Source organism: Pantoea sp. WMus005, from assembly GCF_013415305.1.
GTDB lineage: Bacteria > Pseudomonadota > Gammaproteobacteria > Enterobacterales > Enterobacteriaceae > Pantoea > Pantoea rara.
Genome location: NZ_JACBXU010000001.1, coordinates 729,811 through 750,741, shown reverse-complemented (window position 1 = coordinate 750,741; position 20,931 = coordinate 729,811). Strand labels below are relative to the sequence as shown.

The 20,931-nt window shown below is 54.7% G+C and carries 16 protein-coding genes and 1 tRNA gene; 5 read left to right on the top strand and 12 right to left on the bottom strand.

Features of this window, described 5'->3' with window-relative positions:
* Nucleotides 1–180: 180 nt before the first annotated feature.
* The 4 genes from HZZ01_RS03265 to HZZ01_RS03250 all read left to right on the top strand — a co-directional run bounded on the left by HZZ01_RS03265 (nt 181) and on the right by HZZ01_RS03250 (nt 2,918).
* Nucleotides 181–747 (top strand): flavin reductase family protein, encoded by a 567-nt coding sequence (locus tag HZZ01_RS03265; RefSeq protein WP_179895485.1) that lies wholly within the window; start codon nt 181–183, stop codon nt 745–747.
* A gap of 59 nt (nt 748–806) precedes the next feature.
* Nucleotides 807–1,340, top strand: coding sequence for a peptide-methionine (S)-S-oxide reductase MsrA (gene msrA / locus HZZ01_RS03260; RefSeq protein ID WP_179895484.1), 534 nt, complete (start codon nt 807–809; stop codon nt 1,338–1,340).
* Between the two features lie 176 nt (nt 1,341–1,516).
* A tRNA-Ser gene (locus HZZ01_RS03255) sits at nt 1,517–1,604 on the top strand.
* Between the two features lie 252 nt (nt 1,605–1,856).
* Nucleotides 1,857–2,918: an acyltransferase gene (locus tag HZZ01_RS03250; protein ID WP_179895483.1), complete on the top strand. Its 1,062-nt coding sequence runs from the start codon at nt 1,857–1,859 to the stop codon at nt 2,916–2,918.
* Between the two features lie 70 nt (nt 2,919–2,988).
* Here the strand turns inward: HZZ01_RS03250 and phoH are convergent, their stop codons facing one another.
* The 5 genes from phoH to putP form a co-directional block, all read right to left on the bottom strand.
* The gene (phoH, locus tag HZZ01_RS03245; RefSeq protein ID WP_003852284.1) at nt 2,989–3,777 is read right to left on the bottom strand and encodes a phosphate starvation-inducible protein PhoH; all 789 of its coding nucleotides are present in this window, start codon (nt 3,775–3,777) and stop codon (nt 2,989–2,991) included.
* A gap of 571 nt (nt 3,778–4,348) precedes the next feature.
* Nucleotides 4,349–5,626: an iron uptake transporter deferrochelatase/peroxidase subunit gene (efeB, locus tag HZZ01_RS03240; RefSeq protein WP_013358242.1), complete on the bottom strand. Its 1,278-nt coding sequence runs from the start codon at nt 5,624–5,626 to the stop codon at nt 4,349–4,351.
* A 2-nt stretch (nt 5,627–5,628) separates the two neighbouring features.
* On the bottom strand, nt 5,629–6,744 hold the full coding sequence (gene efeO / locus HZZ01_RS03235) for an iron uptake system protein EfeO (RefSeq protein WP_179895482.1): 1,116 nt from the start codon (nt 6,742–6,744) through the stop codon (nt 5,629–5,631).
* 55 nt (nt 6,745–6,799) lie between these two features.
* Nucleotides 6,800–7,624 carry an iron uptake transporter permease EfeU gene (efeU, locus tag HZZ01_RS03230; RefSeq protein ID WP_179895481.1) on the bottom strand — a complete coding sequence of 275 codons (825 nt, stop codon included), beginning with the start codon at nt 7,622–7,624 and terminating at the stop codon, nt 6,800–6,802.
* Between the two features lie 190 nt (nt 7,625–7,814).
* Nucleotides 7,815–9,299: a sodium/proline symporter PutP gene (gene putP, locus HZZ01_RS03225; protein ID WP_179895480.1), complete on the bottom strand. Its 1,485-nt coding sequence runs from the start codon at nt 9,297–9,299 to the stop codon at nt 7,815–7,817.
* Between the two features lie 451 nt (nt 9,300–9,750).
* On the opposite strand from putP, the gene putA reads away from it, so the two are divergent.
* Nucleotides 9,751–13,698, top strand: a complete 3,948-nt coding sequence (gene putA / locus HZZ01_RS03220) for a trifunctional transcriptional regulator/proline dehydrogenase/L-glutamate gamma-semialdehyde dehydrogenase (protein ID WP_179895479.1) — start codon at nt 9,751–9,753, stop codon at nt 13,696–13,698.
* 772 nt (nt 13,699–14,470) lie between these two features.
* Here putA and HZZ01_RS03215 read toward each other — a convergent pair.
* From HZZ01_RS03215 to HZZ01_RS03185, 7 genes are all read right to left on the bottom strand, one after another.
* Entirely contained in the window at nt 14,471–15,547 is a 1,077-nt protein-coding gene (locus tag HZZ01_RS03215) for an acyltransferase family protein (protein WP_179895478.1), read from the bottom strand.
* Nucleotides 15,548–16,001: 454 nt separating this feature from the next.
* Nucleotides 16,002–16,754: an L-cystine ABC transporter ATP-binding protein TcyN gene (gene tcyN / locus HZZ01_RS03210; protein WP_179895477.1), complete on the bottom strand. Its 753-nt coding sequence runs from the start codon at nt 16,752–16,754 to the stop codon at nt 16,002–16,004.
* Entirely contained in the window at nt 16,751–17,419 is a 669-nt protein-coding gene (gene tcyL, locus HZZ01_RS03205) for a cystine ABC transporter permease (RefSeq protein ID WP_179895476.1), read from the bottom strand. The genes tcyN and tcyL overlap by 4 nt, the downstream gene beginning before the upstream one ends.
* Nucleotides 17,419–18,219 carry a cystine ABC transporter substrate-binding protein gene (gene tcyJ / locus HZZ01_RS03200; protein ID WP_179895475.1) on the bottom strand — a complete coding sequence of 267 codons (801 nt, stop codon included), beginning with the start codon at nt 18,217–18,219 and terminating at the stop codon, nt 17,419–17,421. Before tcyJ ends, tcyL begins: the two co-directional genes overlap by 1 nt.
* Before the next feature lie 113 nt (nt 18,220–18,332).
* Nucleotides 18,333–19,319, bottom strand: coding sequence for a D-cysteine desulfhydrase (locus HZZ01_RS03195; protein ID WP_179895474.1), 987 nt, complete (start codon nt 19,317–19,319; stop codon nt 18,333–18,335).
* A gap of 200 nt (nt 19,320–19,519) precedes the next feature.
* Entirely contained in the window at nt 19,520–20,023 is a 504-nt protein-coding gene (gene fliZ / locus HZZ01_RS03190; RefSeq protein ID WP_179895473.1) for a flagella biosynthesis regulatory protein FliZ, read from the bottom strand.
* A gap of 50 nt (nt 20,024–20,073) precedes the next feature.
* Nucleotides 20,074–20,796 (bottom strand): RNA polymerase sigma factor FliA, encoded by a 723-nt coding sequence (locus HZZ01_RS03185; protein WP_179895472.1) that lies wholly within the window; start codon nt 20,794–20,796, stop codon nt 20,074–20,076.
* Between the last annotated feature and the right edge of the window lie 135 nt (nt 20,797–20,931).

Genomic DNA, 20,931 nt, shown 5'->3' with positions numbered 1-20,931 from the left:
TAATGCTGGCAGTATCGCGAGGCTATATTAAGGAAACCTTAGGCTCGCGTAACGGCCGCTAAAAATGTTGAATCTGCCCAAACGCCCTCATCCACCTCGCATTTCTGACCACGGGTGTTCCTGCTGCGCCCGCAGTGTGCTCTACACTTAATGGCACCCTTCCGTTAAAGGAGTTACGCCATGAGCCAACGCATGCACAAATATGCTTTTCCGGTCAGCAAAGCCCGCAAGTACCTTGAACCCGGACCCGTGCTGCTGCTCAGTTCCCAGTATCAGGATCAGCACGACATCATGACGCTCGGCTGGCACACAGTTCTGGAGTTCTCGCCGTCCCTGGTCGGCTGCATGATTTCCGGAATGAATCACAGCCACGAGCTGATCCGCAATAGCGGTCAGTGCGTTCTGAATATCCCCGCCGCTTCCCTCATTGATGAGGTTGTCGCCATCGGCAATAGCCACGGCGACCAGCTTGATAAGTTTGAAGCATTTGGTCTGACCCCGGAACCCGCTCAGGTCGTGGGCGCACCGATGATTGCCGAATGTTTTGCCAGCTTTGAATGTCAGCTCTATGACGATTCGATGGTCGCCAACTACAACCTGTTTATTTTTGAGATTGTGAAAGCCCATGTCGCCGAGCAGCCGGAATATCCCGCTACCCTGCACTACACGGGCGAAGGCCGCTTCAGCGTGATGAGCGACAAAATGCTCGATAAGAGCGGCGATTTTAAACCGGAGATGCTGATCTAGTTGAAAGCAGTCTGCCGCGCCCCCATTCACCTCTTTCGACCTGACAGGAGTAAATTATTATGGCAATCGAATACGCAGTTATCGCTGGTGGCTGTTTCTGGTGTACCGAAGCGGTATTTAAGGATGTGATCGGCGTTGAGTCGGTTGAAAGCGGCTATACCGGCGGTGCCCGTCCTAATCCAACGTATGAGCAGGTCTGCAGCGGGGCAACCGGACATGCCGAAGCGATACGCATTGGCTTTGATCCAGAGAAAGTGACCTACGGCGATCTGCTGGATATCAGCTTTGTGACACACGATCCTACCCAGCTTAACCGTCAGGGTAACGATATCGGTACCCAGTATCGCTCGGCGATCTTCCCGGCTAATGCAGAGCAGCAAGCGGAAGCGCACGCGGCTATTGCCCGTGCTCAGGCCGATCATGAGGTGCCGGTAGTGACCACTATCGAGCCGCTGAAAGAGTGGTATCCGGCTGAAGCCTATCATCAGGATTACTGGGAAGGCGCGGGCCAGCGCAACGGCTACTGCATGGCGGTCATCCCACCGAAACTGCAAAAGCTACGCAAAAGTTTCGCGAACCGGGTAAAGAGCTGATTTAGCCTTTGACGGGGCACGCTATGCGGCATAAATCCCCGGTTTTATGCCGCAGTAAATCGATTCGTTCAGAGCTTAAGCGAATAGAACAAAAGAGGAAAATAGTGCTTGACCGTTTTCAGCCGACTCCCTATAGTACCGCCCCGTTGACCCAGCGCGGTCAGTGAAGTAAATCTGGTGAGGTGTCCGAGTGGCTGAAGGAGCACGCCTGGAAAGTGTGTATACGGCAACGTATCGAGGGTTCGAACCCCTCTCTCACCGCCATCTTCAAAGAAGAGCCTGAACGAAAGTTCAGGCTTTTTTTTGCATCAGAAAGAGGGAGTAAAAATCCCCGGCGGGCAAGACCGCGTGCGCAGCCCGTCGTATAACCAAGCCTGCGACGCTGTTCGCAGGGTGAGAGACGCGAATCCATTCTTTTCAAGGCCACATTCTGCCAGACGTATTAATTTCGTACATATGGGTAGGTTGTATTAAAAGACTAACTAATTATAAATTTATTCTGGAGTAACGCCCCTGATGAAGCATTTGCCAGTAAGTCAATTTTTGGATAAAGGTAATAACAATCTCGACTTAATCAGGATTGCATGCGCACTCTTTGTTATTTACTCGCATGCATTTGCCTTGTCTCCTGCTATTGGTAGCAATGATATTCTTTATAATTTTACATTACTGGGGTATGTTGCGTTTGGTGGTGTAGCCGTCAAAGCTTTCTTCCTCATCAGTGGATTACTGGTTACCAATAGCCTGCTTAGTAATGGGAGAATAGCGCATTATGTAGCCTCGCGAGTTTTTAGGGTTTATCCGGCATACCTGGTAGTTATTGTTACTTTTACTTTGATTATTGGCCCATGGTTAAGTAGCGTTTCTGTTGGAGAGTATTTCACATCCAAAGAGACCTTACATTACATTGTCAGGACCTTGAAATTTAATGTCCAGTATACGCTGCCTGGAGTCTTCACCCACAATACACTAACGGCCGTTAATGGCTCTCTCTGGACTATCCCCATAGAGGTGAAGGCTTATTTTTACTTATTGATCATATATTTAGTGAGCCTTGTTTTCGGACCTTACAAAAAAGCATTTATCGCGATGATCTCGCTAGCCATACTCATCGAACCCTTTACTCCGTTTAAAGGAATGCTGATTTCGAAATCAGATGACCCAAGCATCTATCTGTTGTACCCGTTTTTCTCAATCGGGTGCCTTCTGGCTATATTCAAAGAGAAAATCACAACCACATCGTTCTTAGTACTGGCAGTGGTTGCTTTACTGATTTTCTTCCTGGCAAATAATGATTTAACAAAAACCGCCTTGTTTTATATATTCACATCCTTTTTATTACTTTATATTTCCTCCTTATCATTTATTAACAAAATCAAAATCAAGCATGATATATCTTATGGAATATATTTATGGGCGTTTCCAATGCAACAAATTATTGCATCGTTCATTCCAGGCTCACCCTATATCAATATGCTGCTATCAGCTATGCTCTCAGGCCTGCTTGCCTATGCCAGCTTCAGGCTAATAGAACGTCCATCTATGCAATTTGCCAAAAAACTGACTAACAGAGAATGATCGTTAAAGCTGACAAAAGAAAACCCGGCCGGAGCCGGGTTTGGGCGCTACACTTCTACTCAATCAAACGCTAGCTATACGCGTGCAGGGTGCGCTGACACAGCGCAGAACGCACACAATCCTCTTTGCCAAAGCGCACAATGCCTACCATCTCGTCCTCTTCAAAACGCGCCAGCGCGTCCGCGAGACCGGAAGGCACCCCAGCGGGCAAGTCGCACTGGGTAATATCGCCGTTAACAATGACTGTGACGTTTTCGCCCAGTCGGGTCAGGAACATTTTCATCTGCGCAGCGGTCACGTTCTGCGCCTCATCCAGAATTACCACTGCATTTTCAAAGGTGCGGCCACGCATATAGGCGAAGGGCGCAATCTCTACTTTGGCAATTTCCGGACGCAGACAATATTGCATAAATGATGCGCCAAGACGTTTAACCAGAATGTCATAAACCGGGCGGAAATAAGGGGCGAATTTCTCAGAAATATCACCGGGCAGGAAGCCCAAATCCTCATCTGCCTGCAGTACCGGGCGCGTAACGATAATCCTGTCGATATCCTTATTAATCAGGGCCTCAGCCGCTTTCGCGGCACTGATCCAGGTTTTACCGCATCCGGCTTCACCGGTTGCGAAGATTAGCTGTTTCGTTCCTATGGCATTGAGATAGTGCGCCTGAGCTTCATTACGGGCTTCAATCGGCAACCGGTCGCGCGTATCGCGCGCCATGCCAATGGCATCCAGTCCACTCATATGCACCAGCGAAGTGACCGACTCTTCTTCGCGCTGACGATGACTGCGTGAGTCACTGCGAAGCACTCTTCTGGCTTCACGACGCGCTTTGATCACTGCTTTCTGTCTTCCCATAGTGGCACCTTTCAGTTGGTTTCATTTCCTGCGCGAGGCCGGTGGCCTGTTGCGATTACGTGAACGCTTTAGAGGTTTCAGTTGGCTTCCTTTAGAGCCATGACAGGACAGGATAGTGGGTATACAACAACGCACTGGCGTGGCTGAACACCGGATAAAACAGAATGCGACAGGACAAAAGAATGGGTTGAAAGAAGGGAGAAATAACGAGGCAGAATTGCCCTCGCGGTCAGGCGCAATTTATTCAGTGACAGTGACTTTCCATTAAAGACTCGACCCATGCGCGAACTCCAGTGTGATACATCAACACATCCGATTACGCCTGTTTAATAAATTGCACCATTTTACTGGAGCTTTGCAACAGTAATTTTACCTGCTGATAAAGGAATTGCTTAGTACGCGCAGATCTTTCTTTTACGCCAGAATGTAAAATTCATACATTTCAGTGAATTAGCATATTTTATCTGGACCAGACATCCGTGAAATCTCAGTTTAAACTCAGCAGGCTTAGCGCTGAAACTGAATAAGTGGACGGCCAGAATCAGGCTCGCCCACAATGGTTAAAATTTAATCAGGCTTCCAGCAGTGACTGCGCTAAATAATGGCTGGCGTCAGGAATACCAGGTAAAGCGAAAAAGTACCCGCCGCCAAATGGCCGGATATATTCCTCCAGCGCTTCACCGTTCAGACGCTGCTGCACCGTGAGGAAACCGCGTTCCAGATCGTGCTGATAGCAGACAAACAGTAATCCCATCTCCAGCTGGCCGGATGCAGAGATACCCGCGGAGTAACTGTAGCCGCGTCGCAGCATCAGGCTGCTGGCAGTCTCCGGCGTGCGGGGATTCGCAAGACGGATATGCGCATCCAGTGCAATAACATCGCCGTCCGGGTCGCGTGCATAGTCCGGAACGTCACGTTCATGCTTCATCCCCAGTGGCGCGCCGCTCAGCTTCTCGCGTCCAAAGATGGTCTGCTGCTCACCCAGCGGGGTGCGGTCCCACATCTCCACGTGAAAGCGGATGAGACGCACAGCCTGATAGCTACCATTTCGCGCCCAGTCCGGTTCGCCCTGGTCGGCGGTCACCCACAGCAGCTGATTCATCAGCGCAGGATTGTGCGTATCCGGATTAGCGGTGCCATCTTTGAAGCCCAGCAGATTGATTGGCGTCTCCTGCCCCTGACTGCGTGCCGCGTGGTCGGAGATAAAACCTTCGCGCCGCCAGCGTACGCCCAGCAGGTCAGGCGTATGCTTGATGATGTCGCGCAACGCATGAATCACCGTATCCTGCGTGTTGGCACAGATCTGCAACAGCAGGTCGCCATGACACTGACTGGCATCGAGCGAATCATTCGGGAAGCGCGTCATCGGCTGCAATTTTTTCGGCTTGTGCGGTGCTAAACCAAAGCGTTCATCAAACAGCGAATGGCCGACCGACACGGTAATCGTCAGGTTATCAGGCGCGATAGTCGCCCCAAGAATGCCGGAATCCATCGGCGGCAGTTGCGGATTAGTCACCGCGGGTGCCGGACCGCCCGTGGTGAGGAAGGCGATACGCTGCGTCAGTAGCTGAAACAGACGCTTCAGCTCCGCTTTATCACTGCTGAGCAGGTCAAACGCCACCAGCATCATCGATGCCTGCTGGGGCGTCGTGATCCCCGCCTGATGTGGACCGTAGAATGGTTGTGTCTGCTGACGTGCCTGCGGCGTTACCGTACCCGGCGAAAAGCTGTCCGCCGCAGCGGCATGGAACGGGCAACCGCCGCCGATTGCCGCCGCGCCGCCCAGCAGACCCAGGCCTTTCAGTAAACGACGGCGCGCAGGCTGCGCGTCATCTTCCTTACGACTCATGATTAATCCAGACCCAGGGTGCCACGAAGTAATGAAAGATCTTCCGCCAGCGCGGTGATCGGTCCTTTCAGCGCGTTACGGTCGGCGCTGGTCAGTTTCTCGTAAGATTCGAAACCGGTTTTGGTGCGGTACTTGCTCAGGATTGCATCGACTTTTTTGAAGTTGGCATCAACCTTGGCCAGCAACTGCGGATTCGCTTTGCTCACCATCGGGCGCAGCAGCTCAACAATTTTCTGCGCGCCATCAATGTTCGCCTGGAAGTCCCACAGGTCGGTACGGCTGTAGCGATCTTCTTCACCGGAGATTTTGCTGGAGGCCACTTCTTCAATCAGACCAGCCGCGCCGCCAACCACTTTAGCTGGCGGGAAGGCCAGTTCGCTGATGCGCACCTGCAAATCTTTCACGTCTTTATTCAGCTTATCTGCGTAGTCCGCCATGCCTTTGGTGCTGTTATCAGCAAACAGCGCTTTTTCAAGACGGTGGAAACCGGTGAACTTAGGATCGGCCGCTTTCTTTTCGTAGTCATCTTCACGGGCATCAATGCTGCCGTCGAGGTCGGAGAACAGCTCAGCAATCGGCTCAATACGCTCGTAATACTGACGCGTTGGGGCAAACAGCGCTTTGGCTTTTTCCACATCACCCGCTTTAACGGCATCCGTGAACGCCTGGGTGTTGCTGACCAGCTGGTTCACCTGATCCGTCACATAAGCTTTATATTCGGTGATTGGACCTTCCAGCTGCATCCGTGCCGACGTGCTGCTTTTCGCTGCGCCCTCGCCCGCCTGCACAATCAGCTTGCCTTTTGGGTTGCTCAGCAGGCCACAGGTCATCTCATATTCACCGGCTTCCAGATTGGCGGTCAGCTTCTGACTGAAGCCTGGCGCGATGTTTTCACGCTCTTCAACCACCAGCACCCCTTTCAGGATTTCCCACTCCAGCGCCTTCTGGCTGTTGTTTTTAATCAGAAACTGGGTCTTGCCGGCCTTGACCGTTAAGCTCATCGGCTCACACTGCTTGTCGTTGACGCTAACGGTAACCTGAGGAACCGCCGCAGCCGCGGAAGCAGAAATTGCCAGCAGAGGAAGCAGCAGTGCCTTGCGGCGGAAACGCATTGTCATCTCGATATTCCCTGTTAAGTTGCAGGCGCGCCGACCGCGCCCAAAAAATGTCTGATTAAACCGTGGCCGATGCAGCCGGACGCGCAGGCATAAAGAACAGAATCAGCGCCGGGATCAGATAGGCGAAGTAAACCGTCACTTCACTGACGCTTGGGGTCTCCTGATAGCCCAGAATGCCTTCCAGCAGTGTGCCAAACAGCGAATGGGTCGATAAGGTATTGCTGAGATCAAAGGCCATATCCTGAAAGCGATTCCATAAGCCCGCTTCGTGGAAGGCGCGAATCGCACCTGCGGCCAGGCCCGCCGCGACAAACAGAATGAACACGCTGGTCCAGCGGAAGAAATGAGCCATGTTAAGGCGAATACCGCCCCAGTAGAGCAGCATGCCCAGCACAACCGCCGTTGCCAGACCCAGCACCGCACCAATCGGCGGCGCATAACCGACATCCTGAGTAAAGGCCGCCAGCAGGAAAAAGACCGACTCCAGCCCTTCACGTGCCACAGCCAGAAACACCATCAGCACCAGGGCCAGGCCGCCACGACCGGAGCGTTGCAACGCCTGATCGACCGCCTGCTCAAGTTCAACCCTAATATTGCGGGCCACTTTGCGCATCCAGAACACCATTGAGGTGAGGATCACCACCGCAATCAGCGCCACAATGCCTTCAAACAGCTCCTGCTCTTTTTGCGGGAACTCACCGGTAGTGGCATTGATGAACAGACCCAGACCCAGACAGAGCGCAGCGGCGATAAACACGCCCGCCCACATCGCCGGAAACCATTGGGTGCGCTGGGTGCGTTTGAGATAGCTGGCTATCAGGCTGACTATCAGCGCGGCTTCGAGCCCTTCGCGCAGCATGATGAGAAAAGGAACAAACATCGCCAACCTCTTGAATGTTAAGCAGCGTCAATAAACAGTAAAAACAGGTAAAGTGTAAACGATACCGATTATCATTATCGCTGCGAAAAAAACAAGTTACTGACGGAGATAATTTCATCTCTGGGTGATTTATCTTTGTAACAAAAAGGCCCGCCCCTTGCGGGACGGGCCTTCAGACCTGACGCTTCGCTTATTTAGTCTGGAACTCGGCCTCAGCGGCGGCAAAGCGCTGCTGTGCTTCTGCTGACGGCTCACGTCCCATCAGGCTGAAGACAACAATCGCGATGCTGGCAAAGATGAAGCCAGGGATGATTTCATACAGGCCCAGCCAGCCATACTGTTTCCACACCAGCACGGTCAGCGCACCGATAATCATGCCCGCCAGCGCACCGTTGCGGTTCATGCGCTTCCAGCAGACACCGAACAGGACAACCGGACCAAATGCAGCACCAAAGCCCGCCCAGGCGTAGCTTACCAGGCCCAGCACACGGTTTTCCGGATTAGATGCCAGCGCGATGGCAACCAGCGCCACCAGCAGCACCATCAGACGCCCTACCCACACCAGTTCTTTCTGGCTGGCATTTTTACGCAGGAGGCCTTTGTAGAGATCTTCGGTCAGGGCGCTGGAGCAGACCAGCAGCTGACAGCTTAGCGTTGACATCACCGCCGCCAGAATGGCTGACAGCAGAATGCCGGCAATCCACGGGTTGAACAGAATACGCGCCAGCTCAATAAAGACGCGCTCAGCGTTATCATTGACGCCGGTGGCCAGCGTCGGGTTGTTCTGGAAGTAGGCGATACCAAAGAAGCCCACGCCCACGGCACCCGCCAGACAGAGCACCATCCACGTCATCCCGATGCGACGTGCGGAACGGATTGAGCGATGCGAATCTGCCGCCATAAAGCGCGCCAGAATATGCGGCTGCCCGAAGTAACCCAGACCCCAGCCCAGCAGCGAGATCACCGCGACGAAGTTCAGACCCTTGAGCATGTTGAGGTTCTCCAGGCTCTTCGCTTCAATCACCGCAAGAGAATCAGACCAGCCACCCACCGCGATAATCACAAACACCGGCGTCAGGATCAGCGCAAAAATCATCAGGCTCGCCTGAACGGTATCGGTCCAGCTCACCGCCAGGAAACCGCCCACCAGCGTATAGAGGATGGTCGCCGCTGCACCCGCCCACAGGGCCGTTTCGTAACTCATACCAAAGGTGCTTTCAAACAGTCGCGCACCGGCCACCACGCCCGAGGCGCAATAGATGGTGAAGAACACCAGGATCACAATGGCGGAGATCACGCGCAGGATTTTACTGTGGTCCTCAAAGCGGCTGGTAAAGAAGTCCGGCAGCGTCAGGGCGTTGTTGTGGTGTTCGGTCTGAACGCGCAGGCGACCGGCTACGATTTTCCAGTTCAGCCAGGCACCAATGGTCAGGCCAATCGCAATCCAGCTTTCCGAGATACCGGAGATAAAGATGGCACCCGGTAAACCCATCAGCAACCAGCCGCTCATATCGGATGCACCGGCAGAGAGTGCCGTGACCACGCTACCCAGACTGCGGCCACCGAGGATGTAATCATCGAAGTTTTTGGTCGAGCGCCAGGCCACAAAACCGATCACTATCATCCCGAGAATATAAACCAAAAAGGTCACCAGCATTGGTGTACTTACACTCATCTGTCTCTCCACTTATTATTTGATATCCCAGAGAAATCGCCATCTGTCCACCTGCCGGAACGGGGCAAAGCGGGCCGATTTTCTTCGTCAGGGCGTCAGTTATTTCCCAGTGGCGCGGTATCCTGCCGGAAAGGCGTTGTGCGCACAATGGATTTAACACAGGCGTTACAGTGATTTCACTAACCGTTTGTGAAAATGTGCTAATAGGTTGCACTCGCTCACAGTTATCCGGTTGCACCATCGCATTAACTGTCTGAAACCCGCTTTTCATCGGGCCTGGCAACCTGGCGAGGATCTTGCAGCAATATCCGTGCCGCATTGCAAAATTTAACAATCGGCGACATTAAAAGGGTGTTAACTGGCTCACATTTAACACGGTTGCACAAAGTTGCAACTTAAGTGATAGTGCAGCCAACGCCGTATCGAACCACTATCAAGGAGCTCTGGAGTCATGGCTACAACCACCATGGGTGTAAAACTGGATGACGCGACACGTGAGCGCATCAAACTGGCTGCGCAGCGTATTGATCGCACGCCACACTGGCTGATTAAACAGGCGATTTTTAACTACCTGGGCCAGCTTGAAAGCGGCGATGCCGTGCCGGAGGTTTCTCTTTCTGCCCATGTGGTAGCGGAAGCTGACGATATCCAGCCAGAGGAGACGCACCAGCCGTTCCTTGATTTTGCAGAACAGATTTTACCTCAGTCAGTGACCCGTTCCGCAGTGACTGCTGCCTGGCGTCGTCCGGAGACCGATGCGGTGCCGATGATGCTGGAGCAGGCGCGCTTACCGGCGGCGCTGGCAGAGAAAACCCATCAGCTGGCTTATCAGCTTGCCGACAAGCTGCGGCACCAGAAAGGGGCAACCGGACGCGCTGGCATGGTGCAAAGCCTGCTGCAGGAGTTCTCTCTTTCCTCTCATGAAGGTGTGGCGCTGATGTGCCTGGCTGAAGCGCTGCTGCGTATCCCCGACAAGCCAACGCGCGATGCGCTGATCCGCGACAAGATCAGCAACGGTAACTGGCAGTCACATCTGGGACGCAGCCCCTCCCTGTTTGTCAACGCGGCAACCTGGGGCCTGCTGTTTACGGGTCGTCTGGTCTCAACCCACAACGAAGCCAACCTCTCCAGCTCGCTTAACCGCATTATTGGTAAGGGTGGCGAGCCACTGATCCGCAAAGGCGTGGATATGGCGATGCGCCTGATGGGTGAGCAGTTCGTCACCGGTGAAACCATTGCCGAAGCGCTGGCAAACGCCCGCAAGCTGGAAGAGAAAGGCTTCCGCTACTCCTATGACATGCTGGGCGAAGCGGCCCTGACGGCGGGCGATGCCAAAGCCTATCTGCTCTCTTATCAGCAGGCGATCCATGCTATCGGTAAAGCGTCGAACGGTCGTGGTATCTATGAAGGTCCGGGCATCTCCATCAAGCTCTCCGCGCTGCATCCCCGCTATAGCCGTGCGCAGTATGAGCGGGTGATGGAAGAGCTCTACCCGATTCTGAAATCGCTGACGCTGCTGGCACGCTCCTATGATATCGGTATCAACATCGACGCAGAGGAAGCGGATCGGCTGGAGCTGTCGCTCGATATGCTGGAGAAACTCTGTTTCGAGCCAGAGCTGGAAGGCTGGAACGGCATCGGCTTCGTGATTCAGGCCTACATGAAGCGCTGTCCGTTTGTGATTGATGAGCTGATCGATCTGGCACAACGCAGCCGTCGTCGTCTGATGATCCGTCTGGTCAAAGGTGCCTACTGGGACAGTGAAATCAAGCGCGCCCAGATGGAAGGACTGGAGGGCTATCCGGTTTACACCCGTAAGATTTACACCGATATCTCTTACCTGGCCTGCGCCCGTAAGCTGCTCTCCGTACCAAACCTTATCTATCCGCAGTTTGCCACCCACAACGCCCACACGCTGGCGGCGATTTATCAGCTGGCGGGCAATAACTACTATCCGGGGCAGTATGAGTTCCAGTGCCTGCACGGCATGGGTGAACCGCTGTATGAGCAGGTGGTCGGCAAAGTGGCAGACGGCAAGCTTAATCGTCCGTGCCGCATCTATGCGCCGGTCGGTACCCATGAAACCCTGCTGGCCTATCTGGTGCGTCGTCTGTTAGAAAACGGGGCTAACACCTCCTTCGTTAACCGCATTGCCGATACCTCGCTGCCGATTGATGAGCTGGTAGCCGATCCGGTGACTGCCGTCGAGAAACTGGGTGCCAGCGAAGGCGCTATTGGCCTGCCGCATCCTAAGATCCCCCTGCCACGCGAGTTGTATGGCGAGAACCGCGTTAACTCTGCGGGTCTGGATATGGCCAATGAACATCGCCTCGCGTCGCTTTCCAGCGCCCTGCTGAGCAGCGCCGCACAGCCCTGCCTGGCTGAGCCGATGATTGACGGAAAAGCGGGTGCCGGTGAGTTACGCGATATTCTCAATCCGGCGGCTCCTGGTGATCATGTGGGTCAGGTGCGCGAAGCCACTGAGCAGGAAGTCTCTGTGGCGCTGGATGCCGCGGTGAACAGTGGGCCGATCTGGTTTGCCACACCACCGCAGGAGCGTGCGGCAATTCTGGAACGCGCCGCGCAGATTATGGAAGGCCAGATGCAACAGCTGATTGGCATTCTGGTGCGTGAAGCAGGCAAGACCTATAACAACGCTATCGCAGAAGTGCGTGAAGCGGTTGATTTCCTCTATTACTACGCCGGAATGGTGCGCGACGACTTCGACAACGAAACCCATCGTCCGCTGGGTCCGGTGGTCTGCATCAGCCCGTGGAACTTCCCACTGGCGATCTTCACCGGTCAGATTGCAGCGGCACTGGCCGCAGGCAACAGCGTGCTGGCTAAACCGGCTGAGCAGACACCGCTGATTGCCGCGCAGGCGGTTCAGATCCTGCTGGATGCGGGTGTACCGCCAGGCGTGCTGCAACTGCTGCCGGGCCAGGGTGAAACCGTGGGCGCGCAGCTGACCGGGGATAATCGGGTGCGTGGCGTGATGTTTACCGGCTCGACTGCGGTCGCGACACTGCTGCAGTGTAATCTGGCCGGTCGCCTTGACCAGCACGGTCGTCCGGTGCCGCTGATTGCGGAAACCGGTGGGATGAACGCGATGATCGTCGACTCTTCTGCGCTGACTGAGCAGGTGGTGATCGATATCGTCGCTTCGGCCTTCGACAGCGCCGGACAGCGCTGCTCTGCCCTGCGCCTGCTCTGCATTCAGGAAGATGTTGCCGACCATACGCTGAAGATGCTGCGTGGCGCGATGGCGGAGTGCCGCATGGGCAATCCGGAGCGCTTCTCAACTGATATCGGCCCGGTGATTGATGCCGAGGCGAAAGCCAATATCGATCGCCATATTCAGGCCATGCGTAACAAGGGCTTCACGGTTTATCAGGCGGTGCAGGATAACCCGCAGGACAGCAAAGAGTGGAACAGTGGCACCTTCGTTAAACCGACACTGATTGAACTGAATCAGGTCAGCGATCTGGATAAAGAGATTTTTGGCCCGGTGCTGCATGTGGTGCGCTTCACCCGCACCAACCTGCCGCAGCTGGTTGAGCAGATCAACGCCTCCGGCTACGGCCTGACGCTGGGCGTGCATACCCGCATCGACGAAACCATCGCGCAGGTGACGGCGAATGCGCGGGTCGGCAACCTCTACGTTAACCGCAATATGGTGGGCGCAGTGGTTGGCGTCCAGCCATTTGGTGGTGAAGGCTTATCCGGTACGGGTCCGAAAGCCGGTGGTCCGCTCTATCTCTACCGCCTGCTGGCCCATCGTCCGGATAGCGCGCTGCGTCTGACCTTTGATCGTCAGGATGCGGAACGTCCGGCGGACAGCACGCTGCGTCAGGCACTGCTGGCACCGCATCAGGCGCTCAGTAACTGGGCCAAAGATAAGCCGGCGCTGGCAGAACTCTGCCAGCATTATGGCGAGCTGGCCCAGGCGGGCGTTGTCCGCCTGCTGCCAGGCCCGACGGGCGAGCGCAACACCTTCTCGCTGTTGCCGCGTGATCAGGTGCTCTGTCTGGCTGACAACGAGCAGGATGCATTAATCCAGCTGGCTGCGGTCACCAGCGTCGGCAGTAAAGCGTTGTGGCAGGATGATGAGCTGCATCGCGCCCTGCGAACTTCGCTGCCTGACGCCGTGAAAGCGCGCATTACACTGGCGCGTGACCCGTTAACGGCGGAGTTTGATGCGGTGATTTATCACGGCGATGCCGATCAGCTGCGCACCCTGTGTGAGCAGATTGCGGCCCGTGACGGCGCGATTGTGTCGGTACAGGGCTTCGCCCGCGGCGAGACCAATCTGCTGCTGGAGCGTCTGCTGATTGAACGTTCGCTGAGTGTGAATACCGCGGCAGCGGGCGGCAATGCGAGTCTGATGACCATAGGGTAAGGGGCGTTCGCCGGGGTTGTTCGCTGCGCGAACGGGCTATGAGAAGGTTTCGTTCTCCTGGCTGGCATGTCCCTGTTGTTCGCTGCGCGAACGGGCTATGAGAAGGTTTCGTTCGCCTGGTGAGCCGGGCAGTTTCAGTAACCCCTCTGCAGGCGACCCACAAGGGGGCGCCAGTCGCCGCGCCCCCTTGACCCCGCGCTCCGGCCTGCTTCACCGCCGCTTCGCGGTCCCTTCGTGTCTTCCGGATTTCTTACGGATCGCCGGGACGCGCCATCCCTGGCGCGAACCCGCCTCTTCGCGGCATCCCTGCCGCTTGTCCTGAAATCCCTCATCCGCTCAGCGGTTCTGACGGCCTCCCTGAACCCCACGTGGTTATCTCTTAATTTTTATGTTGGGTGATTTATCGCTGTGAATATCAGGGATTAACTTCCTGAACCCGCAGGCAGCTCTTTATGACAGAAAACTTAAAGAAAATTCAGGCGGGGGTTGGGAGAGGCATCCGAAGCGCTGAGGAACAACCGGAGGCGAGGATGAGCCGACAGGACGTCGGCGAAAGGACGGCTCGCGCCAGGGATGGCGCGTCCGGACGGTCCGTGGGCCGCAGGGCGTGGCGAAGGCACCCCGCGCAGCGGGGCGCGCAGGCAGCCGGACGCCGGGATTGTTAAGGGGCGGGCGTCCGCCCCTTGACGCGTCCGCCTGCACGGGCGACCTGAAACTGCCCACCGCCTGGCGGGCGTAACCTGCTCATAGCAATTCCCACAACAAACCGAACCTACCCCCTGCCATGCACCCGCTTAACCAGTGTCGGAAACACAAACAGCGACTGCCCTACTCCCCGATTGGTCAGTGACCAGATTGCCACTGAACAGAGCGAACAAAGCCCTACGATCGCCACCGGATAGAAGCACGCCCACACAAAGGAAAACCACGCTTGCTCAAACAGATGGTGCCGCTGTGCGAACAGAATTGCCGACATGCCAAAGAATTCGATAAAAATACGGTGGATGACATATATCTGCAGCGTATTGCGGCCTACCCAGTTGAGATAGCGCATGCTGAAATGCTGATTCAGCCAGCGGCAGGCGGCAATACTGAATAACACCGCCAGCACACACAGGAACAGACTCTTATCCAGACCGAATATCACATGAATTCCTGCGATGGCAGCCAGTAGCGCCCAGGGCATCAGATTCTCCCGCCGCCATTCACTCAGGCGCAGCATGGTCTGGCTCCAGAACGCCCCTAACAGAAAGAACAGGAAATATTGCGCCAGACTCTGGGGTCCCCAGAACGGAATCACTTTTTCGACTGCCAGATAATTGAGCAGGATCGCCACCGCCACCAGGGCCAGCTTATATTGGCGGAAAACTTTGGCGCAGAGAAAATAAAGCCCCAGCCCATAGAGATACCACGAGGTACTCATCGCCATAAAGGTCAGCTTAAGAAACTCCAGCAGCGAGCCGGCATAGGCGGCATTGAGATTTTTTGAAATACGCTGGCCGGTAATTTCAGTAGAGATACCAATGATTGACCACCACTGAATAAAGCCCCACAGAATATAGAGATAAAAGAGATTGGTGATACGACTGGTAAATACCTGTTTCCAGGGCCGGTTAATAATGCCATTGGTCGCCAGCAATCCTGAAACAAAGAAAAAGGCGGGCATACGCAGCGGCGACAGGACCGTATTAAACTGTATCCATATTTCGGCGGGAATCCATCCGGCAGTGAGGTATTTCATCGTCCCCTCAAAGCCGGGTAAAACCGTATGGTACAGGACCACCAGCAATATGCAGGCGCCCTTCAGGGTATCCACCCACGCTATCTGGTCTGACTTAATATGGCTCATTCAATGACTCCTGCTGTGTAGGTCAGAATGCTGGAAATTAAAAGCGAGAAAATCAGTATTGCTTTTATGATTATCCAGCGATTATTCGCCATTGAACCCGTGATGAATGTAGCGAAACTCTTAAAAACCGCTGACTGGTCCTGTTGCCACAGATATTTACTTAGCAGAACGTTTCCTTACACTTATTAATCAGTGTGGCAATGTATTAATAATACGCGCTGCGCCCAGAGCAAAGCGTAATATCGCTTGATAATCCACAAAATATAAATAAGAGAAAGCGGCAGCAGTTAAAGCCATTAAATAGGCGATGAAAAGAAAAGATTTGTCAGATGTGGCAGAAGGTTTAACAGTTAAATAATTATCTGTGATAACGCCTGGCAAATTTAGCGAGTTGCCGCTGTAAAAATAGGGGGATTGAAGAGGTTAAAACTGCCTTCCGGAGAAGGCAGTGCGGTTACTGATTAAGAAATTTATCAAGGAACTGACGGGTTCGCGGCTGCTGCGGGTTGCTGAACAACGCTTTCGCCTCGCCCTGCTCCACAATGCGTCCCTGATCCATAAAAATGGCGCGGTCAGCAACGTCGCGGGCAAAGCTCATCTCATGCGTGACAATAACCATGGTGCGTTTCTCCTCGGCCAGTGCACGAATGGTGCTGAGCACTTCGCCCACCAGCTCCGGATCCAGCGCCGAGGTAGGTTCATCGAACAGGATCACTTCCGGCCGCATCGCCAGCGCACGGGCAATCGCCACGCGCTGCTGCTGTCCACCCGACAGACGGCGCGGATAGCTCTCCTCTTTGCCGTGCAGCCCGACCTTCTCCAGCAGCGTGCGGGCGCGGGCTATCGCATCTGCTTTCGCTTCGCCTTTAACGATAACCGGTCCTTCAATAATGTTCTCCATCACCGACCGGTGCGGAAACAGATTAAAGTTCTGGAAGACAAACCCAACCTGCTGCCGCAGACGTCGCACCTGCTCTTTCTGCTTACTCTGGGCCAGCGCCGCATCCACGGTAATCTCCCCGACCCGGATCGTGCCGCTATCCGGCACCTCCAGCAGATTAATACTGCGCAGCAGCGTGGTTTTACCTGAGCCGCTCGGGCCGATAATTGCCACCACTTCACCAGCAGCCACATCAAGGTCGATATCGTGTAGCACCCTCTGGCCGTTAAACGATTTCACCAGCTTTCTGACTTCGATGGCGCTCATTTCGACTCCGAATCCTGACGATTAACATGCTGTTCCAGCCGGTTCTGCAACGCAGAAAGCACCGTTGCCATCACCCAGTAGATCAAGGAGGCCGCCAGATACATGGTAAAGACTTCCAGCGTGCGCGAGGTGATCAGCTGTGCCTGACGGAACAGTTCAGGCACCTGAATGGTCGCCGCCAGCGAGGTATCTTTCACCAGACTGATAAAACTGTTACCCAGCGGAGGCAACGCAGTACGCGCCGCCTGCGGCAGGATGACCCGGCGCAGTGTCTGCCAGCGCGTCATGCCGATACTTGCCGCCGCTTCCCACTGACCGCGCTCAATCGAGGCAATTGCGCCGCGCAGAGACTCTGACGCATAGGCGGCGGTATTCAGGGAAAGACCAATCATCGCAGAGGGGATCGGATCCAGCTCAATACCAAACTGCGGCAGACCGTAGTAGATCATAAACAGCTGGGCGATCAGCGGGGTGCCACGGAAAATCGAGACATAGACCCGCGCCAGCCAGCGAACCGGCCAGAAGCGCGACAGACGCATCAGCGCCAGAATAAAGCCCAGCAGCAGACCAAAGAACATCCCGCCGATGCTGAGCTGAAGCGTAAACAGCGCGCCTTTTAATAAAAAAGGTGCTGAGTCCAGCACCAGTTGAAGACTTTCCTGCATTATTTCGTCACGTCCGCGCCAAACCATTTCTCAGACAGCTTGCTCAGCGAGCCATCTTTCTGCATGTCAGCAATGGCCTGATCGATCGCTTTCAGCAGATCGTCGTTGCCTTTACGAATCGCAACGCCTGATTCCTGACGGGAGAATGCATCACCTGCAACCGCCATGGTATTGCCGGTTTTCTTCACCAGATCCAGTGCGGCCAGACGGTCAACCAGAATGGCATTCAGACGACCAGAGCGCAGATCCTGATATTTCGTCGGGTCATCATCATAAGTACGGATGTCCACGCCTTTCACATTCTCACGCAGCCACTGCTCGTAGTTAGTACCCAGACCGACGCCCACTTTCTTGCCCGCCAGATCGGCTGGTTTGGTAATCGTGTTCGCGTTGGCTTTCATGGTCAGCGCCTGAATCCCGGAGACCGTGTAGGGCGTTGAGAAGTCATACTTCTTCTTACGCTCATCAGAGATAGTTACCTGGTTGATCACCACATCGATGCGCTTCGCGTCGAGTGAGGCCAGCATGCCGTCCCATTTGGTCGGTTTCAGGCTCGCCTTGACGCCCATGTGCTGCGCCAGCTGCTCTGCGAACTCCACTTCAAAGCCGGTCAGTTTGCCCTTTTCATCCTGGAAGCTGAAGGGCGGATACGTTCCTTCCAGACCCACCAGCAGCGTGCCGCGCTCTTTAATTTTATTCAGCAGATTTTCCGCTGCAAAGGTTTTAACGTTGACGCCTGCGATCAGCGCCACAGCCATGACGCCCATCACCATCTGACGACCTGCACGAGAAAAGGACATATTCACCCCATTATTGACAGTATTGTGTGTGTGTTTTTATAAGGGCAGCACCGCTTATCGCTGCCAGTCCAGAATGATAACGCACGGAGTATAAACTGTTTTATTCGCTTGTCTCAGACCGAAGGATGATAAGCAAATAACGCCGGTGCCCCGCCCGTATGAATAAACAGCAACGGACCTTCACGGCGGAAACGATTCTGGCTGATCCCATCCAGCAGTCCGGCCATCGCCTTGCCGGTATAAACCGGGTCGAGCAGAATCCCTTCCAGCTGCGCAAGCAGTTTCACTGCAGCCATGCCTTCATCATTCGGCTCGCCGTAGCGCGGCGCGAAATAGTCATCCCACAGGGTGATCGGGGCCTTAGCCTCTACTTCCAGCTTCTCTGCCAGCGACTGACGCAGCCGTTCAACGAGCGGCAACTGCGCGTCGACCTGACGTGAAACGGTGACGCCTACCAGCTCAGTTTCCGGCAGCAGATGCTCCAGACCCACCGCCAGTCCGGCATGGGTGCCGGCACTGCCCGAGGCGACGACTACAGCGGCAAAATCGACCACGCCTTCACTCTGATGAGCGATCTCCTGCGCGCACTCAACATAGCCTAGCGCACCCAGGGCATTTGAGCCGCCGACCGGCACAACGTAAGGACGGAAGCCCTGGGCTTCCAGACGCGTGGCCTCTTCAGCCAGCTGTTCAATGGGATTGTGCAGCGCATCCACCATGATCACTTCCGCGTCCATCAGATCCAGTATCAGACGATTGCCGTTGCTCAGGTAGTTTTCAGCGTGGGTGCCAATCGGGTTTTCCAGCAGCGCCACACACTTCAGGCCAAGACGGGCCGCGACAGCCGCGGTCTGGCGCACATGGTTGGACTGAATTGCGCCTGCGGTCAGCAGCACATCGGCACCTTCGCGCAGCGCATCGGCCGCCAGGAATTCGAGTTTGCGCAGCTTGTTGCCGCCCATCGCAACAGGCGTGAAGTCATCGCGTTTAATAAAGATGTCGCGACCCAGATAGTCGGAGAGCCGTGGCAGATGTTCTAACGGCGTCGGAGCGCCCAGCAGCTCAAGACGTGGGAACTGGTGTAACAGATGTAAAGACAATGCTGCCTCCATTCGGGCACGAGAGTTATCTTTATAGTGTTACAGAAGATGCGTAAAGGATCACCCTGATTCAGGTATCCTCAGATGCGGTGAGACACAGGCACTGAGATCAACGCGAGGGGAAAGAAGCGCCGTGCTCCCCCTTCCCCTTACCCGGCTCGCGGGCAAAGAAAAGGGGGAGCAATCGGTGCAGATCAGGCTTACGCCTGCTGCCAGCCTAAAAATTGATCGTACTTGCGCAGCGCGATGCGGTAATTGTTATTACCGGCATCAGGCAAATCGCTTTCCAGACACTGATGCCAGCTATTTCCTTTAAGCCTGTCGGCCGGGAAATTTTTGGCTTTCAGCATCTCATCCAGTCTACGAAGACGCACCACATACTCACGAATCGTGCTGGGGCTCATCTCTGTCTGCTCAAACAGGTACTGTTTGAACGCCATAATGTCGAAATAATTAGGATGGGTATTGCAAAAAATATCACTGCAAAAACGACAAAGCGCAGTCAGTTCGGGCTGAAGCTTCAGCCACAGCTGCTCATCAATCATCTGGTCCATCCGTGCGATGGCCTCTTTATTGATGATCTGGCCACGAAAAACGAGCGCCATTCGATCTAATACTTTGCCACAGTGTGAACAATTGCTCTGGCTGTGTTTATAGTCTTTAAGATAACGACTTAACGGTCTGGCCTTGGTCTTGGCTCCCATTATTGAGTCCCCGGTTTCTTATAATTTTGAATCGCCAGGAACTGATACTGCTAGCGCGCTCCCGCAAGTCGGGCCCGCAGGCGTTTGATCGCCTGACTGTGCAGCTGGCTGACACGGGATTCACCCACATCAAGCACCGCGCCAATCTCTTTCAGGTTCAGTTCTTCCTGGTAGTACAGTGTCAGCACCATCTTTTCACGATCGGGTAATGCTTCGATCGCTTCAATGACGCGCTCACGCAGACTCCCTTCAAGCAACTGGTGAAGCGGATTAGCCTCTTCATGGCCTTCCGTCACCAGCTCCGCGCTGTCGCCGTGCTCTTCCCGATACTCGTCGTAGGAGAAAAGTTGACTATTGTTGGTGTCCAGCAGGATCTGCCGGTACTCCTCCATGGAAACATTCAGCTGCTGCGCGACTTCCTGCTCAGAGGCAGAGCGCCCCAGCGACTGTTCCACTTTATGCATTGCTCCGGCCACCTCGCGTGCATTACGACGCACACTGCGAGGCGCCCAATCCCGACTACGAAGCTCGTCGAGCATTGCGCCACGAATACGCTGCACGGCGTAGGTGGTAAAAGCTGTACCCTGAAGCGCGTCATAGCGCTCTACGGCATTTAACAGCCCTATCCCACCTGCCTGCAGCAGGTCGTCAAGCTCAACGCTTGCCGGCAGGCGAACCTGCAGACGCAGCGCTTCGTGACGCACCAGCGGCACGTAGCGCTGCCAAAGCGAATGCTTGTCCATCACACCTTCGGCGGTATAGAAATCGTTCACGGTGACTATCCTGCGTTAATGAAGTTATCGGCATGATTATGCAATTCTGTAGCGTTTTCGATTGACTGAATAGGCGGGGTAAAACGAGGCTATTTCATTTTTGTTAAGTCAGAGTGCAGATCCTTCTGCACTCAT

Coding starts and splice junctions, on each gene's coding strand:
- HZZ01_RS03265 (WP_179895485.1), top strand. CDS start 181: ATGAGCCAACGCATGCACAAATATGCTTTTCCGGTCAGCAAAGCCCGC.
- tcyN (WP_179895477.1), bottom strand. CDS start 16,754: ATGAGCGCCATCGAAGTCAGAAAGCTGGTGAAATCGTTTAACGGCCAG.
- tcyJ (WP_179895475.1), bottom strand. CDS start 18,219: ATGTCCTTTTCTCGTGCAGGTCGTCAGATGGTGATGGGCGTCATGGCT.
- HZZ01_RS03215 (WP_179895478.1), bottom strand. CDS start 15,547: ATGAGCCATATTAAGTCAGACCAGATAGCGTGGGTGGATACCCTGAAG.
- tcyL (WP_179895476.1), bottom strand. CDS start 17,419: ATGCAGGAAAGTCTTCAACTGGTGCTGGACTCAGCACCTTTTTTATTA.
- fliZ (WP_179895473.1), bottom strand. CDS start 20,023: ATGGGAGCCAAGACCAAGGCCAGACCGTTAAGTCGTTATCTTAAAGAC.
- putA (WP_179895479.1), top strand. CDS start 9,751: ATGGCTACAACCACCATGGGTGTAAAACTGGATGACGCGACACGTGAG.
- efeO (WP_179895482.1), bottom strand. CDS start 6,744: ATGACAATGCGTTTCCGCCGCAAGGCACTGCTGCTTCCTCTGCTGGCA.
- HZZ01_RS03250 (WP_179895483.1), top strand. CDS start 1,857: ATGAAGCATTTGCCAGTAAGTCAATTTTTGGATAAAGGTAATAACAAT.
- efeU (WP_179895481.1), bottom strand. CDS start 7,624: ATGTTTGTTCCTTTTCTCATCATGCTGCGCGAAGGGCTCGAAGCCGCG.
- phoH (WP_003852284.1), bottom strand. CDS start 3,777: ATGGGAAGACAGAAAGCAGTGATCAAAGCGCGTCGTGAAGCCAGAAGA.
- putP (WP_179895480.1), bottom strand. CDS start 9,299: ATGAGTGTAAGTACACCAATGCTGGTGACCTTTTTGGTTTATATTCTC.
- efeB (WP_013358242.1), bottom strand. CDS start 5,626: ATGAGTCGTAAGGAAGATGACGCGCAGCCTGCGCGCCGTCGTTTACTG.
- msrA (WP_179895484.1), top strand. CDS start 807: ATGGCAATCGAATACGCAGTTATCGCTGGTGGCTGTTTCTGGTGTACC.